12 protein-coding genes and 3 pseudogenes are annotated in these 14,690 nt (G+C 73.0%); 7 read left to right on the plus strand and 8 right to left on the minus strand.

Going from position 1 to position 14,690, the window contains the following annotated elements:
* Nucleotides 1-1,044, plus strand: a pseudogene (locus tag ACH4PY_RS36030) (hypothetical protein); the annotation flags it as partial.
* Nucleotides 1,045-1,111: 67 nt separating this feature from the next.
* Nucleotides 1,112-1,516: a hypothetical protein gene (locus tag ACH4PY_RS36035; protein WP_398192740.1), complete on the plus strand. Its 405-nt coding sequence runs from the start codon at nucleotides 1,112-1,114 to the stop codon at nucleotides 1,514-1,516.
* A gap of 18 nt (nucleotides 1,517-1,534) precedes the next feature.
* Here ACH4PY_RS36035 and ACH4PY_RS36040 read toward each other — a convergent pair whose 3' ends face one another.
* From ACH4PY_RS36040 to ACH4PY_RS36050, 3 genes are read right to left on the minus strand one after another with little or no spacing between them, the layout of a single operon-like run.
* Nucleotides 1,535-3,631 (minus strand): ATP-binding protein, encoded by a 2,097-nt coding sequence (locus ACH4PY_RS36040; RefSeq protein ID WP_398192741.1) that lies wholly within the window; start codon nucleotides 3,629-3,631, stop codon nucleotides 1,535-1,537.
* Nucleotides 3,628-4,365 carry a DUF4255 domain-containing protein gene (locus ACH4PY_RS36045; RefSeq protein WP_398192742.1) on the minus strand — a complete coding sequence of 246 codons (738 nt, stop codon included), beginning with the start codon at nucleotides 4,363-4,365 and terminating at the stop codon, nucleotides 3,628-3,630. The genes ACH4PY_RS36040 and ACH4PY_RS36045 overlap by 4 nt, the downstream gene beginning before the upstream one ends.
* Nucleotides 4,366-4,404: 39 nt before the next feature.
* Complete coding sequence (locus ACH4PY_RS36050; RefSeq protein ID WP_398192743.1) at nucleotides 4,405-7,125, minus strand: HYR domain-containing protein; 2,721 nt, start codon at nucleotides 7,123-7,125, stop codon at nucleotides 4,405-4,407.
* Between the two features lie 251 nt (nucleotides 7,126-7,376).
* Here ACH4PY_RS36050 and ACH4PY_RS36055 point away from each other — a divergent pair.
* Nucleotides 7,377-7,832 (plus strand): annotated as a pseudogene (locus tag ACH4PY_RS36055) (ricin-type beta-trefoil lectin domain protein); the annotation flags it as partial.
* 48 nt (nucleotides 7,833-7,880) lie between these two features.
* Nucleotides 7,881-8,561: pseudogene (locus tag ACH4PY_RS36060) on the plus strand (polysaccharide lyase family 7 protein); the annotation flags it as partial.
* Between the two features lie 55 nt (nucleotides 8,562-8,616).
* On the opposite strand, the gene ACH4PY_RS36065 reads toward ACH4PY_RS36060, so the two are convergent.
* From ACH4PY_RS36065 to ACH4PY_RS36085, 5 genes are all read right to left on the minus strand, one after another.
* Complete coding sequence (locus tag ACH4PY_RS36065; RefSeq protein ID WP_398192744.1) at nucleotides 8,617-9,102, minus strand: phospholipase; 486 nt, start codon at nucleotides 9,100-9,102, stop codon at nucleotides 8,617-8,619.
* A gap of 256 nt (nucleotides 9,103-9,358) precedes the next feature.
* Nucleotides 9,359-10,123: an SDR family NAD(P)-dependent oxidoreductase gene (locus ACH4PY_RS36070; protein ID WP_398192745.1), complete on the minus strand. Its 765-nt coding sequence runs from the start codon at nucleotides 10,121-10,123 to the stop codon at nucleotides 9,359-9,361.
* A gap of 79 nt (nucleotides 10,124-10,202) precedes the next feature.
* On the minus strand, nucleotides 10,203-10,706 hold the full coding sequence (locus ACH4PY_RS36075; protein ID WP_398192746.1) for a hypothetical protein: 504 nt from the start codon (nucleotides 10,704-10,706) through the stop codon (nucleotides 10,203-10,205).
* 75 nt (nucleotides 10,707-10,781) lie between these two features.
* Nucleotides 10,782-11,666 carry a bifunctional 5,10-methylenetetrahydrofolate dehydrogenase/5,10-methenyltetrahydrofolate cyclohydrolase gene (locus ACH4PY_RS36080; protein WP_398192747.1) on the minus strand — a complete coding sequence of 295 codons (885 nt, stop codon included), beginning with the start codon at nucleotides 11,664-11,666 and terminating at the stop codon, nucleotides 10,782-10,784.
* A gap of 108 nt (nucleotides 11,667-11,774) precedes the next feature.
* Nucleotides 11,775-12,419 carry a cyclodeaminase/cyclohydrolase family protein gene (locus ACH4PY_RS36085; protein ID WP_398192748.1) on the minus strand — a complete coding sequence of 215 codons (645 nt, stop codon included), beginning with the start codon at nucleotides 12,417-12,419 and terminating at the stop codon, nucleotides 11,775-11,777.
* 230 nt (nucleotides 12,420-12,649) lie between these two features.
* On the opposite strand from ACH4PY_RS36085, the gene ACH4PY_RS36090 reads away from it, so the two are divergent.
* The 3 genes from ACH4PY_RS36090 to ACH4PY_RS36100 all read left to right on the plus strand — a co-directional run bounded on the left by ACH4PY_RS36090 (nucleotide 12,650) and on the right by ACH4PY_RS36100 (nucleotide 14,603).
* On the plus strand, nucleotides 12,650-13,216 hold the full coding sequence (locus tag ACH4PY_RS36090) for a dihydrofolate reductase family protein (protein WP_398192749.1): 567 nt from the start codon (nucleotides 12,650-12,652) through the stop codon (nucleotides 13,214-13,216).
* 367 nt (nucleotides 13,217-13,583) lie between these two features.
* Complete coding sequence (locus ACH4PY_RS36095) at nucleotides 13,584-14,228, plus strand: hypothetical protein (protein ID WP_398192750.1); 645 nt, start codon at nucleotides 13,584-13,586, stop codon at nucleotides 14,226-14,228.
* A gap of 111 nt (nucleotides 14,229-14,339) precedes the next feature.
* Nucleotides 14,340-14,603: a hypothetical protein gene (locus tag ACH4PY_RS36100; protein WP_398192751.1), complete on the plus strand. Its 264-nt coding sequence runs from the start codon at nucleotides 14,340-14,342 to the stop codon at nucleotides 14,601-14,603.
* Nucleotides 14,604-14,690: the final 87 nt, after the last annotated feature.

Raw genomic sequence — 14,690 nt, forward strand, 5'->3', positions numbered from 1 at the left:
TCCCTCCTCGGCATCGGCAACCTCGCATCCAAAGTCAAATCCGTCTTCCACGCCGTCGCCAAACCCGTCAACCGCGTCATCGACAAAATCGTCGGCTTCATCGTCAAAATCGGCAAGAAGATCTGGGCCAAGCTCAAGTCGAAGTTCGGCAAGAAGAAGAACGAAGGCAAGGGCAAGGGCGATGGAAAGGACGCAGCGGCCTCAGGTGATCGGCCCGTCGTCCGGGTGCCGTTCGACATGGCCGGTGATTCCCATTCCCTCACCTTCACCCCCAAGGGGGGCGACGTCGATGTTGTCATGGCGTCCGTCAATCCCAGGGACCTTACGGAGAAGTTCAGTACGGCGCATGCCAGGATCGACTACTTCAGGAACTACATCGAATCCATTGAGGATCCGAAGGTGAAGGCGGGCTATGAAGCTCAGATACTTCCCTGGCTGGAGTCGTTCACTCGGGACAATGTAGCCACGTTCAGGAGCATCTACAAGGAATGGTATCCGGCGCGTGGGGAGCCGAACCGCCCGTCGGCTGCCACGGACAGAATCAGCCGGATGACCTCACAGGCGGAGCAGGCTCTGCAGAATCTCAAGGAGTGGGCTGCGAAGACCGGTATACCTGACCTCGAGCCCGAGGCGATCAACAGAACGATCAATGTCAAGGGTGCAGAGATCTGGAAGGAGGAATTCGACAGGAAGAAGCAGCTCATCGAGTCGGTTGTCGGGGGCTTCCGGTACCGGGGAAATCCGATCCAGTATCGGGGCAGCATGGAGTCCGGCTGGCGCGGCCCGCAGAAGGGGAAGACCCATTACGATCCGAAGGACTTCGACGTCGATATGTACGTGATCGACCCCGAGGATTTCGAGAGAATCGCGGAACGTAAGGGGCTCGGGCAGCGGACGAAATGGATCAAGGGCGACGCTGTCTACGCGCCAGAACTTCTCAGGCTCAGTCTTCGAGTCGCACAGGCGCTGCAGGGCGCATTTCCGGAAGTCAAGGGGATCGGCGATTCCAAGGTGATCCTGCGCCGGAGCGAACCCGGGCAATGAACTGCTTCATCCCCATCAAGTGGGCTAGGATCATCGCGGATGACGGGTACGCGCCTTGGAGGGTGTCGTGGTGAAAGTTCTTGAATTCTCGGTCCGGGCGAACGCGAGCGAGCCGTTCGCACGTGTGCGGAATGTGGTTGAGCAGGCGCTGGGTCTCACCTTCGAAGAGGGAGAATTCGAGGACGTTCCTGCTCTGGTGGCGAACTCGCTCGGAATGCATATCGGACTCTTCAAGTGGGGCGAGTTCTACTTGTTGGAGAGCAGGATCGACGACGTCAGGTTCCTGGAGGCGGCCGAGAGGAAGCCGCTGGAAGTAGTGCGGGTCAGTGAGGCTTTCGCGGACATGCTCACTACCCTCGGACCCGTCCGATGGCGTGTCGCCACCGAGGCGGATCTGATCGAGGACCGGGCGTACGGAGACGAGCTCGATCGGCAGATCGCCGACGACGAAGGCGCTCCCCCCTGGGCCTGAGGGCTGTGCACCCTGGGCTCACGTCGTCAGCAGGTGGGCGTACTCGCCGAATTCGGAGGGGAGGGTCAGGCGGCCGAGCTTCTGGTATTCGCGCTGCACCGCGTGGATGAGCATCGGCATCGTCAGGGGGGTGCCGGCTTCTGCCGCGAGGTAGGCGGCGGTCACGGCGACGGAGCGGATGTTGCCGCCGGCCAGCTCGAAGGACTCGGCGCAGAAGGCGAGGTCGAGGGGGGACGACGGCGGGAGGACGGGGTGGAGGGCGCGGTGCCAGAGGAGGTGGCGTTGTTCCGAGTCGGGGAGGGGGAAGTCGACGACGAGGTCGAGGCGGCGGGTGAAGGCGTCGTCGAGGTTGGCGCGCAGGTTCGTCGCGAGGATGGCCAGGCCGTCGAAGGTCTCCATCCGCTGGAGCAGGTACGCGCTCTCGACGTTGGCGTAGCGGTCGTGCGCGTCCTTGACCTCCGAGCGTTTGCCGAAGATCGCGTCGGCCTCGTCGAAGAGGAGGACGCCGTTGACGCCCGCGGCTTCGCTGAAGATGCGTTCGAGGTTCTTCTCGGTCTCGCCGATGTACTTGTCGATGACGGTCGCCAGGTCGACCGTGTAGAGGTCGAGCCCCAGGTCCTTCGCGACGACCTCCGCGGACATCGTCTTGCCCGTGCCGGAGTCACCGGCGAACAGGGCGGTGACACCGCGGCCGCGCCCGCCGCCCGGCCGCATGCCCCACGCGCCGAGGACGAGGTCGCGGTGCCGGGCGCGGGCGGCCAGTTCGTGGAGCTGGGCGAGGGGGTCGGCGGGCAGGACGAGGTCGTCCCAGCCCACGGCGGGTTCGATGCGCCGGGCCAGCCGGTCCAGGCCCGCCGCGTTCTGGGCGCGGGCCCCGGCCCGTACGTGGTCGGCGTCCAGCGGGCCGTCCGTGAGCAGCGCGGCCTGCGCGGTGGAGCGGGCGGCGCGGGTGATCTGGTCCGGGGTGAGGAGGAAGGGCGCGAGGGTGCGCCGTACGTCGAGGTCGTCCGGCACCGGGGCCTGGTAGGTGCGGGCCCACAGTGCGGCCCGGGTCGCCGGGTCCACCCGGGGGGCGTGCAGCAGCAGCGGGGGGCGCGCGGACCAGGCGGCGTCCCAGGGGGTGCGCCCGACCAGGACGGTGAGCGGCGCGGTGTCGGCCAGCAGTCGCAGCGCCTCCGTGTGCTCGGGCGTGAGCGCTTCGAGGGGCGCGCACACCAGGCCCGCCCCGGTGAGCCGCGCCTCGCGGGCCAGGGCGCGGACGGCTTCCGCGGGGTGCGGGTCCTGGGCCAGGCGGGTGAGGTCGACACCGAGGACGGGGTGGCCCGAGCGCGGCAGCGCCGCCGCGGCCAGCGCGGTTCCGGCGCCGCCCTGGTCCTCGCGCAGGTGGGCCAGCCGGACACCGTGGGTGAGGGCGCGGGCGAGGACGTCCGGGTCGCCGACGCCGGGGACGTCGTGCCAGGACGTGAGCAGGTCGGTGAGCCGCGGGTCGGGGGTGTCGTCCCCGAGCAGATGGCCCGCGACGCGGTCGGGCACGCGCAACGACCGTCCCAGGAAGGGGCGTTCGGCCTCCTCGACGACCAGCAGCCCGCCCGCCCGCAGTGGCGCCTGCGGCGCGAGCCGGGCCCGCGCCCGCGGATCGGCGGCCGCCCGCCCGCACAGCCCGAGGGCGAGTCCGACGGTGGGACGGCAGCGCGCGACATGGTCGTTGAGGTAGCCGTAGAACTGCTCGAAGCGGTCGTCCAGGTCGGGGACGAGCGCGATGAGCAGGATCTCGACGTCGAGCGGGGTCAGGCCGAAGGCGCGGGCGAGGTGCCGCAACCGGGACGTGTCGCGCCCGGTGTGCTCGGACGCGTCCGCCAGCGCCTCCGCCTCCGCGAGGCGTTCGGCGTCGGTGTGGTCGGGTCCGGCGAGCGAGCGGCCCTCGTCCAGCAGCCGCCGTACCGTCTCGTCGCTGAGGTAGAGCCCGCGGAAGGCGTCGTCCGGCTGCGGGTCGACCGCCTGCCGGGCGGCCACCGCGCGCCGCACCCGCTCCTCGACGAGCCCGGCCCGCGCGAGCAGGTGCCGCAGGCTGAGGTCGGCGGACCCGGCGCCGAGGCCGTACGGCTCCGGCGTCACGTGTCCTCCGCCACACGGGACGTGATGCCCGACCGGCGGGGCTCGCGCGGCTCGCGGGGCGGCGCCGGGGGGACGTTGGGCCTGCTGCCGTACACGGGGAGTTCGGTCCCGGACGGCATCCGGGCGGGCGGGCGCTCCGGTGACGCCCCGGGCGGCGGGACGCCCTCGGAGAAGCCGAGCCGCAGCCCGTCCTCGCCGACCGGCGGACCCGCCGCGTACACCGGCGACTCCGTCACGGGCACGCTGATCACCAGGTCGAGCGACGGCTTCAACTCGCCGCCGAGCGCGCTCCACACGTCCGCGAACGACCGGTCCTCCGGCGGCGGCAGGGCGACGCTCATCGGTACGGAGATGCCGAGTTCGGACAGCGTGCCGCTGAACCGCTCGGGCGACAGCGCCTCGTAGCGCAGCAGGCACAGCAACAGCGAGGACAGCAGCCGGTGTTCGTCCTCCGGGCGGCGCGTCCAGGCGGTGATCAGGTACGACAGCTTGAAGTAGCGCGGCGGGCGGCGCCGGGCCGTGACGGTGCCGTGCTCGTCGTACTCGTTGAGCAGGCCGCGCTCGCGCCGCCGCATGTCCTCGCGGATGTCGTACAGGTAGAGGTTGACGGTGGGGGCGTTGACCTTGGCCGCCCAGTCCCGGGTGGGCGCGTCGAAGACGACCGCGACCTGGCCGCCCGCGAGCGGGTCCGCGCGGAAGAGGGCGCGCAGGGCCTCGTCGACCTCATGGATCATGGGCGTGCCTCCTGCCGTGCCGGCTCCTACGGACGGGGTTCAGCTGCGGGCCGCGAAGTCCGGTGGCTGCACGGTCTGTTGCACGACCAGCACCGGCTGCGGCACCGGCGGGTCGTAACCGGTCGGCGTGGCCGTCACGTCCCGCGAGCCCAGCAGGTCGCGCGGCAGGACCACCACCTGCGCGGCGAACGTGCCGTCCGGCGCGACGAGCGCCGGATCGGTCCGGGCGGTGATCCCCCGGCTCCACGCCAGCGGCACGGCCGTGCCGGGCGGGAAGTCCGCGCCGCGCACCACGACCACGTCGCCGGGCCGGACGACCGACGGGCTGACCGTCAGCTTCGGCTGGAGGACGCGGATCGGCGCGGTCGCGGTGTTGTCCGCCGTCCGCGGGTCGGCGGGCGAGCCGTGCACGCTCACCCGCACCGTGCCCGCGAGCGGCACGTGGAGGACGCCCTGCTGGAGCAGCGTGACCCGGCCGCCGGGCGGGATCGTGCACGGCTTCGCGGGCGTGCACGCCGTCGGCGCCCCGACGCTGCTCCCGCCCGCGGCGGTCGCCGGCCACACCGACGACACGACCACGCCGGTCGCGGCGCGCGGCCCCGCGTTGCTGATCGTGACCTGTGCGACCGTACGCGCGCCCGTGTACGTCGGCGCGGGCCCGACGCCGATGCGGACGGTCAGGTCCGCCTGGTCGGGGATGGGCTTCGGCAGCACCGTGAACGTCGCCTGCGCGCTGCCGGTGTTGCCCGCGCCGTCGGTCGCCGTGCACGTGACGGTGGTCGAGCCGAGCGGGAAGAGCGACCCGGAGGCGGGCGTGCAGGTGACGGGCAGCGGGCCGTCCACGCCGTCCACGGCGGTCGCGGTGTAGCTGATGTGCGCGCCCTGCGAGCCCTGCGCCTCGACGGACCGGTTGTCGACGGTCACGACGGGGGCGGTGACGTCGCGGACGGCGATGCCGATGATCTCCTGGTAGTCGTTGGCAGGCTCCGGCAAGGGCGCCCCGGGCCCACCGGTGGTGCCGGTGGTGGTGCCCGTTGACGTGCCGGTCGACGTGCCGGTCGACGTGCCCGCGCTGGTCCCGGTGGTGGTGCCCGTCGTGGTGCCCGTGGTCGTGCCGGACGACGTCCCGGTGGTCGTACCCGTGCTGGTGCCCGTGGTCGTGCCGGTCGTCGTACCCGTGGTGGTGCCGGTCGTGGTGCCGGACGAGGTCCCGGTGGTCGTACCCGTCGTCGTCCCCGTCGTCGTCCCGGACGACGTACCCGTAGAGGTCCCGGTCGTCGTCGTACCCGTGGACGTACCGGTGTCCGTGTCCGTGCCGCCCGTCGCGGCGGCGCAGCCCGTGACGCCGCCGAGCAGGCCCGCGCCCGCGCCCGCCACGAGGCCGTCCGGGCCGGCGATCAGGCCGGTGCCGAGTCCGGCCACCAGGCCCCGGCCGCAGGCCCCGTCGCCGCCGCCCGCGCCCACGCCCGCCGCGAGGTCCGTTCCGGCGGTGGTGCCGGCCGGGTTGTCCGCCGCCGCGCGCTGCGGGGCCGCGGGTGTGCCCGTCACGCCGTCCGTGCCGGACGGCGGCGTACGGGCCGGGCCCGTACCGGATCTGTTCCGGACGGCTGCCGCGGTCACGACGTCCGGGGCCTGGCCGCCGGGCACCTTGCCGTCGAGCAGGAACTGCACGGCGCAGGTCAGTTCGGCGCCCTGCGGTGCGTCGGGGGCGACGGCGATCGTCTCGTCGAAGGACGCGGTCTCGCCGCTGGTGACCGTCCTGGTGGCGGGGTCGAGGCTGACGGTGAGGGCGGGGTCGCAGCCGACGGTCTGGTACGTGACGGTGGTGGGGAGGTTGACCAGGCCGTCGCTGATGGCCTGGGCGACGGCGTTCTCGTTCACGCCCGACATGAGCTTGCCGCCGGTGGCGTTCACGACCTTGGTGGCCTCGTCGGGGTCGTGGGTGCCCTCGTGGTTCTCGGGGGTGTCGCCGTCGCCGTCGAGGCCGTCGCCGAGGTCGGTCGTGATGTCGATGGCGAGGACGCGTACGCCCGCGTTCTTGAGGGCGCCGATGGTGGAGTCGAGCGAGTGGTCCACGCTGGGGTCGTGGCTGGAGGCGTCCCCGATGAGGACGACAATGGGGCTGGCCTCCGGGCGGAAGGTGATCCGCCCGTCCGCACCGTTGGCGATCTGCCAGAGCCCGTTGATCCAGTCCTCGGCGGGTCCGGGGCTGTCGTAGCCGCGCTCCGCGTCCAGGTCGTCGAACCACCCGCTCACATCGCTGACGTCCGAGGTCAGTCGGTGCTCCACGGTGAAGACCTTCGCGCCGTCCGTCACGTCGCCGTACGCGGTGAGCGCGAAGCGTGCGCCGGGCTGCTGGGCGAGGACGTTCGTGGCGACGGTCTGCATCGATCCGGCGACGTTGCTGATGCTGTCCTTCATGCTGCCGGTGTCGTCGATCATCAGCACGACGTCCGGCCGCGGCGGGATCGTCGGCGTCTGCACGGTCTTCGCCACGTGCGTGGACTCCCCGGGCGCGAGCGCCTGGTCCACCACCTGGGGCTGGACGGGCTGGTTGGCGGCCGCCGGGGACGCGGCCGGGCCCGCGGCCAGGCCGGGGGCGGCTCCGGCGACGAGGACGAGCCCGGCGACCAGGGTGCCGAGCCGCAGCGCGCGGCTCGCGGACCGGCCGGGCCGCACCCCCGGGGCACCGGCACCGGCACCGGCATCGGTACCGGCTTCGTGGCCGCCGACACCGCCGACGTGCTGACGCTTGCGCACCGAACCCCCCGTTCCCGGAAATCGCACCAGCCGACACCGTCGCGTGCGGGGGCCGGAAAGGGCAGCGCGGAGCGGGTCAAACCATCGGGTACGAAAGGGCTGCCTCATCGGACACCCGGTGCCCGGGCCCGCTGGACCAGCGGACGCCAACGACTGCCGCGGCGCGTGGCGTTGACGCCTCTGACGTGGGCGTGTTATTCAACTGGAGCGCACCCTTTGGACTAGACCATCTAGGCAAAGGACCCCCACCCATGGCAAACCTCCCGAAACTGCTCGCGGCCGTCAGCGCCGCGGGTGTGGCCGCTGCCGCCGGAGTGCTCGTGTCGCCCGCGGCCGTTGCGGCGACGTCCGGGCCGATCACCGGGCTCGGCGGCAAGTGTGTGGACGTCGCCGCCGCGTCGACCGCCAACGGCACGGCCGTGCAGCTCTACGACTGCAACGGCACCTCCGCGCAGAGCTGGACCACCGGCGGTTCCGACAGCACCGTGCGGGCCCTCGGCAAGTGCCTGGACGTCACGGGCGGTTCGACGGCCAGCGGTGCGAAGGTGCAGCTCTACGACTGCAACGGCACGGCGGCGCAGGCGTGGACGTACAGCGGTGGCCAGTTGGTCAACGGCGGCTCGGGCAAGTGCCTGGACGCCACGGACAAGTCCAGCGCCAACGGCAACCGGCTGCAGATCTGGACGTGCACGGGCGCGTCCAACCAGCAGTGGACGGTGGGGGGTTCGACGTCCCCCGGCGGCGGGCTGAACACCGGCGTCGCGCCCGGCGGCAACTTCGACCTCGGGGTGTGGGAGCTCCAGGAGCCGGTCGGCTCGCCCGGCTCGCCGACGACGATCTCCTCCTCCCACCTCCAGGGCGCGGGCGGCTACCAGGACACGTACTTCTTCACCGACGGCTCCGACGGTGCGATGACGTTCTGGGCGCCGGAGAAGGGCGTCACCACGCCCAACTCCAACTACGCGCGCTCCGAGCTGCGCGAGATGAACCGCAGCGGCAGCGCCGCCGACTGGTCGCTCGCCGGGTCGCACCGGATGGACGCGACGCTGCGGGTGGTGTCGGTGACGTCCAACGTGTGCGTCGGGCAGATCCACCTGGGGTCGGGCGGCACGTCCACCAAGCCGCTCATCGAGCTGTACTACCACTCCAACGGCGACATCGTCGCGGGCGTGGAGAACTCCCCGGACGGCGGCCAGACGACGCACACGGTCGGCCATGTCGCCGTCGGAACGAAGTGGAGCTACACGATCGCCGTGTCGGGCGGCAACACGATCGACCTGACGGTCAACGGGAGCGTCACGCACTACCCGATCCCGTCGTCGTTCAACGCCTACAAGCAGTACTTCAAGGCGGGTTCGTACAACCAGTCCTCCTCGGACAGCACGACCAACGGCGCGCGCGTCGCCTTCTACGCGCTCACCGTCGCCCACAGCTGACGGGGACCGGCGGGCCGGGGCCGGAGGGGACAACGGCTCCGGCCCGCCGGGCGGTTCAGCCGCGCCGCGCGGCGGGCGTGGCGCTGCCGAAGATGTCGACGGCGTGGTAGTACGTCCACGCCGTCGAGTCGCACGCGGACTTGGTCACACCGGAGTAGGCGGCGCAGACGCGCTTGAGGTCGGCGTAGAGCATGTTGTCCAGCCGGGCCTTGTTGGCGGTGAAGGTGCCCGCCTTCTTGTAGTTGCGGTAGCCGAAGTCGTGGCGGGCGCAGGAGAGTTTGAAGGGGAAGCCGAGCGGGTTGTCGGGGGAGTCGGAGCAGTAGTCCGTCGACCAGTCGAAGCCGTACGCCGACCAGGCGGCCTGGTTGTTGCGGGCGGCGAGCCAGGCGTTGTAGCTCGCGGCGCTGGTCTGCGTCCAGCTGCTGAGCACCTGCGGCTTGTCGGCGGGGGTGGCGCCTGCGGGGGACGCGGCGGTCAGGACGGCGGGCAGGGCGAGGGCCGCGGCGGCCAGCGGTAGGGCCAGACGGCGGGAGCGGCGCATGTGAACCTCCGGGCGGTGGTGGGGCACTGACGGGGTGTCCGGTTCTTCGCACGAGCCAACGAGTCAACGGGGTCGGAGTGACGTAAGGGTCTACGCGCGAAGAGCCGCGCGGAAATGGTTCCCGTCATCTACGCGCCGGTAACCGCCCGGTGCGGGTGAACCCGAAGGAAAGTGACGTGCCGTCAGGAGCCGGTGCACGCGCCCGTGCGCGCCCGCCCGGCGCGGTGTGCGCCGGGCCTTCCGGAGGCGGGAACGGCTACTGCTCCCGGTGGACCTTGTAGTTGGACGCCTGCGCGCGCGGGCGCAGCACCAGCAGATCCACGTTGACGTGCGAGGGACGGGTGACGGCCCAGCAGACGGTGTCGGCGACGTCGTCCGCGGTCAGCGGCTCGGCGACGCCCGCGTAGACGGCGTCGGCGCGGTCGGTGTCGCCGCGGAAGCGGGTGAGGGCGAACTCCTCGGTCCTGACCATGCCGGGCGCGATCTCGATGATCCGCACCGGGTGGCCGTTCAGCTCCAGCCGCAGCGTCTCGGCGATGACGTGCGCGCCGTGCTTGGCGGCCACGTAACCGCCGCCGCCCTCGTACGTCGCCAGGCCCGCCGTCGAGGACAGCACCACGATCGTGCCGTCACCGGAGGCGCTGAGGGCGGGCAGCAGGGCCTGCGTGACGTTTAGCACACCCAGGACGTTGACCTCGTACATCGCCCGCCAGTCGGCCGGGTCCGCGGTCGCGACCGGGTCGGTGCCGAGGGCGCCGCCCGCGTTGTTGACCAGGACGTGCACGGGGGGCAGCTCCGCCAGACCCGCCGCGAAGGCGTCGACCGCCGCCCGGTCCGTCACGTCCAGGGCGTGCACGGACACGCTGTGACCCGCGCCCCCCAGCTCCGCCGCGAGCGCGTCGAGGCGGTCGGCGCGGCGCGCGGTGAGCACCACGTGGAAACCGGCCCCGGCCAGCCTGCGGGCGGTGGCGGCACCGATTCCGCTGCTCGCGCCGGTGACCACTGCGGTACGGGTGCTCATGCTGCTGCCTCTCGGGGTGCGGGCGTCCTGCCCCGCAGCATATGCGGCGGCTCCGGCGGGCCCAGCCGCGCCCTGGAGGTCACCGCGCGGTGGACGCGGCCGCCTGCTCCGTGCACAGGGCCCGCAGCATGACCCGCTGGTCGAAGGCCAGCAGCCCCACCGTGGCGCCGCACATCCCGGCGGCGAGGGCCAGGTGCGCCCAGCCGGACGTCGCGTGCATGCCGACCGCGCCGAGCAGGACGTGCAGGCCGAGCCGCAGCGCGATCAGCCCGAGCGCGATCTTGCGGGTGCGCTTGCCCTTGAGCATCGCCTTGGCCATCTTCAGCCGCCCGCGCAGCACGGTGGAGGCCAGCACCAGGTTCACGGCCGCGCACGCGGCGATGACCATCCAGCCGTCCGGATGCGCCTTGAAGACGTCGAAGGACGCGCCCATGAGCCCCTCGAAGGCGAAGAACCACACCGGGACGGGCCGGAAGTCCGCGGCGCCGCCCGCCGCCGTCGCGGCTTCCACGGGAGCGGCGGCGTCGGCCGACGGGACGTCAGAAGGGGTGTCCGTCGCGGGAAGTGCCTCGGTGATCGTCATGACACGAGCATCGCGGCCGGCGGGGTACCGGCGGCAGAGCCGTCCGTCCGGACCCGGCCATGACAGATGTCACGGCTACGGCGTGACGCGTGTGCTCCCCGGCTGCTGCGCCGCCTCCGCCGCCAGGGCGGTGTGCCGCAGCAGCAGCGCCGTGGTGACCGGGCCGACGCCGCCGGGCACGGGGGAGAGGGCCGCGGCCACACCCCGCACGGAGTCCGCGTCCACGTCGCCGGTCAGGCCGCCGTCCTCGGTGGGGTTGGTGCCGACGTCGACCACGACCGCGCCGGGCGCGAGGTGCTCGGCGGTGACGAGCCCGGGACGCCCGGCGGCGGCCACCACGACGTCCGCGCCGCGCGTGACCGCGGCCAGGTCGGCGGTCCTGGAGTGGCAGACGGTCACGGTCGCGTCGCGGTCCAGCAGCAGGTGGGCCAGCGGCTTGCCGACGACCGTGGAGCGGCCGACGACCGCGACCGTACGCCCCGCGAGCGCGAGCCCGTGCGCGTCCAGCAGCCGGACGACGGCCTCGGCGGTGGCCGGGGCGAAGGCGGGCAGCCCGGCGGCGAGCCGCCCCAGGCTCAGCGGGTTGGCGCCGTCCACGTCCTTGCCCGGCGCGATGGCCCCGGCCAGGTCGGCGGCGGACGCGCCGGGCGGCAGCGGCGTCTGGAGGATGATCCCGTGCACTGTCGCGTCGCCGCTCAGCGTCGCCAACTGCTCACGGATCACGTCCGGTTCGGTGTCCGGGGGCAGCGTGACGGTGTCGCAGACGATGCCCACCTTCGCGGCGGCCCGGGTGATGGAGCGCACGTACCACGCGCTGCTCTCGTCCTCCGTCGCCACCACGACCACCAGCCGCGGCGCCGCCCCGCCCTCCCGTACCAGCCGCTCGGCGATCTCCCGCGCCTCCGCGCGGAACCCGGCCGCGCACTCGGCGCCGGTGAGGGATGCGGTGCTGTCGCTCATGGGCGGTACTCCTCGCTGGGCGGTACGTGGTGCGGGGCGGGCGGTACGTGGTGGGGGCTGCGGCGGTTGCACGCCGCAGGGCCGGGGGTACGTGCCGCGGGGCGGCCGTCAGGCCAGGGACGCGCGGACGGAGTCGGTCACCGCCGCGGCGCGGGCCGCGAGGTCGTCCACGTCCCCGACGGTCGCGGCCAGGGCGGCGCGGGTGTCGGGGTCCTTGATGCCGCCGAGGTTGATCTCGACGTTGACGCGGGCGGTGGTCGCGGCGGCGCGCGCGGCCTCCGCGGCGGCGGCGACGTCCGTGACGACGTTGCGATTGCCGATCGGCAGCAGCTCCTCGGCGAGGGCGACGAGCCGGCGGACCACCGCGACGACCGCGCCCGGCGGCTCGGCCGCGCCCACGAGGGCCCGCGCGACGGCCGCCGAGCGCGCGGCCTTCTGCGCGTCGTCGCCGCGCGGGAGCGCGTACGCGTCCGTCACGGCCGTGAAGGCGGCGGCGTCGGCCGCGGCGAGGTCCAGCGCGGTCACACGCAGCTCGTCGCTCTCGGCGGTGATCCGCCCGATCGCTGCGGCGTGCGCGGCGTACTTCTCGCCGGTCGAGTAGCGGGCGACCATGGCCAGCAGCGCGGCGCCCTGCGCGGCGTGCAGCGCCGCGGCGGCGCCCCCGCCCGGGGCCGGTACGCGGGCGGCCAGCCGCTCCAGGTAGCCGCCGACCGTGTCGTCCTGGATCCGCGCCGCCCGGGCCGTCCCGTCCACCGTGCCGTCCTCCCCGCCGTCTGGCTGCCGTCTCGCTGCCGCCTTCCGGCGGTACGTCCTCCGGTTTACGTCCGCAGCCTATCGCGCGTGCCGAAAGCGCTGGTGACACCGCATTGTCGGACCCCCGCGGCACAATCCGGGAAGGAGTATCCGGATACCGGGAGTGCGAACACCCGGACGAGCCGCGGCTTCGGGCGCGGACGCGAACACGGAGAGGAGAGTGCGGCACGGTGCGGAAAATCGTAGTGGCGATGTCGGTTTCACTCGACGGTTTCATGGAGGGGCCGAACCGGGAGATCGACTGGCATCTCGTGGACGACGAGCTGCACGGGTACTTCAATGATCAGCTGCGTGACATGGGCGCATTTCTCGACGGGCGCGTCACGTACGAACTCATGGCCGAATACTGGCCTACCGCCGACGAAGATCCGCACGCCCCGGCCCCGGTCCGGGAATTCGCCCGGATCTGGCGGGAGATGCCCAAGATCGTGTATTCCCGCACGCTGCGCGAGGCGGCGTGGAACGCGACGGTGGCGCACGAGGTGGTGCCCGCCGAGATCGAGGCCCTCAAGGCGCGTCAGGGCGGCGATCTCGCGCTGGGCGGCGCGGAACTGGCCGCCGCGTTCGCCGCGCACGACCTGATCGACGAGTACCTGATCTACGTGCACCCGGTGCTGCTGGGCTCGGGCAAGCGGCTCTTCCCGGCCGCCGCCGACCGCACCCGGCTGCGGCTGACCGAGAGCCGGACGTTCGGGAACGGGGTGGTGCTGCTGCGCTATGCGCGCGACCGCGGCTGAAGGCCGCGGCCGGTGCGAGGTTGACGGTGACTTCGCCGGAATTGCGCGGGGGATCTTTTCGAAAGCCTCACAACTGCCCCGCAGTGCCTCGCGGTGCCGCTGTTAGCGTTTTGTGGTCACCCGAGGCAGCACAGAAAACCATGGCAGGAAACAGACGATGGACTACTGCTACCAATGCCGCCGCAACCTCAACGGGGCGCTGGTATGCCCGGGTTGCGGTGCCTATGCGCCTGATATCGCACCGCCCGCGTCCGCCTACCGGGCGCCGCATTTCGCGGACGGGCCGATACCGGAATCCGAAACGGGTCCCGCGGCGTACACGACTCCGGCCAGGTCGGCGCTGTCCGCGATACGGACGGAGGCCCCGGTGACGGACGGCCCGCGGCTGCTTCCCATGCCCGGACCCCCGACAGCCGAGCCGCAGCCCGAGCCGCTGCCCGAGCCACTGCCCGCGGCGGGCGCGGGCGGCGGACGGGCGGCCCGGCGGCACGCGCAGGCCCGCTGGCGGCGGAACCGCCGCCGCGCGGTCGCGGCGACCGCGGTCGCGCTGGCGGGCGGCGGTCTGACCATCGCCGCGATGCCGACCGGCGGCGGCTCCGGCGGTACGACGAACGCCGCCGCGGCCCCCGACGCCCCGGTCGGCGACGCCCTGCCCACCGTGACCTCGCCCGCCACCACCGCGCCGCCCGCTGCCGCGGCCCCGTCCCGTACCGGCACCCCGGCACCCCCGCACCCGGCGGCCACCTCGACGCCCGGCCACACCCGCTCCGTCCCGCTCGTGCCGCGCACGCGGGCCCCGCGGCAGGCGGCGGACGGCGCGCAGCAGCCGCAGCCGGCCCCGTCGGCGTCCGCGGCCCGGCCGGCTCCCACGAGCGCGGCCCCGCAGCCGACGGCGACCACGCCCCCGCCGACCGACACCGCGACCCCGCCGCCCGCCACCTCGACGCCCCCGGCCGGGACCGACCCGACGACGCCGCCGCACGAGATCTGCGTCCTGGTCCTCTGCCTGTGAGCCGGCGGCCGGGCCGCGGATTGCGCGGTCCGGGTGGTGTGCGCGACACGCTGCGGTCATGTGGGCCACGCGTATCGTACAAACGTTCGACCGTGTGGTTGAATCCCGGGCATGCACCACCACACCTTTCCCGCCGACCTCGTCCAGGCGCAGCGCGAGTGGTACGTCACCTATCGCCAACTCGCCGCATCCGCAGGCACTCGGACCACGGTGCTGCGCCGCCGCCTGGTGCGGCTGTCCGTGCTGGTGACCGCGCACCCGTTCTGGGCGACCGTGCCCGACTGCGGGCCTGCGGCCCGTATGCAGCTCAAGGCGCTCGCGTGGGACGCGGCGGAGGAGACACCGGGCACGGCGGCCGGCGCGGGCGGGCGGTGAGGAGATCCGGAGACCTCCGGGACGCGGCCGGGACCGGCGACGGGACCGGGAACGGCCCGGACGGCCGGGCGCCGGACCGAACGACCG

The organism is Streptomyces sp. NPDC021224 (genome assembly GCF_044332905.1).
In the GTDB taxonomy this organism is placed as follows: domain Bacteria; phylum Actinomycetota; class Actinomycetes; order Streptomycetales; family Streptomycetaceae; genus Actinacidiphila.

What these genes read in the sequence shown, in the direction of transcription:
- ACH4PY_RS36045 (WP_398192742.1), bottom strand. Translation starts at nt 4,365, where the DNA reads ATGATCCATGAGGTCGACGAGGCCCTGCGCGCCCTCTTCCGCGCGGAC.
- ACH4PY_RS36065 (WP_398192744.1), bottom strand. Translation starts at nt 9,102, where the DNA reads ATGCGCCGCTCCCGCCGTCTGGCCCTACCGCTGGCCGCCGCGGCCCTC.
- ACH4PY_RS36070 (WP_398192745.1), bottom strand. Translation starts at nt 10,123, where the DNA reads ATGAGCACCCGTACCGCAGTGGTCACCGGCGCGAGCAGCGGAATCGGT.
- ACH4PY_RS36075 (WP_398192746.1), bottom strand. Translation starts at nt 10,706, where the DNA reads ATGACGATCACCGAGGCACTTCCCGCGACGGACACCCCTTCTGACGTC.
- ACH4PY_RS36080 (WP_398192747.1), bottom strand. Translation starts at nt 11,666, where the DNA reads ATGAGCGACAGCACCGCATCCCTCACCGGCGCCGAGTGCGCGGCCGGG.
- ACH4PY_RS36100 (WP_398192751.1), top strand. Translation starts at nt 14,340, where the DNA reads ATGCACCACCACACCTTTCCCGCCGACCTCGTCCAGGCGCAGCGCGAG.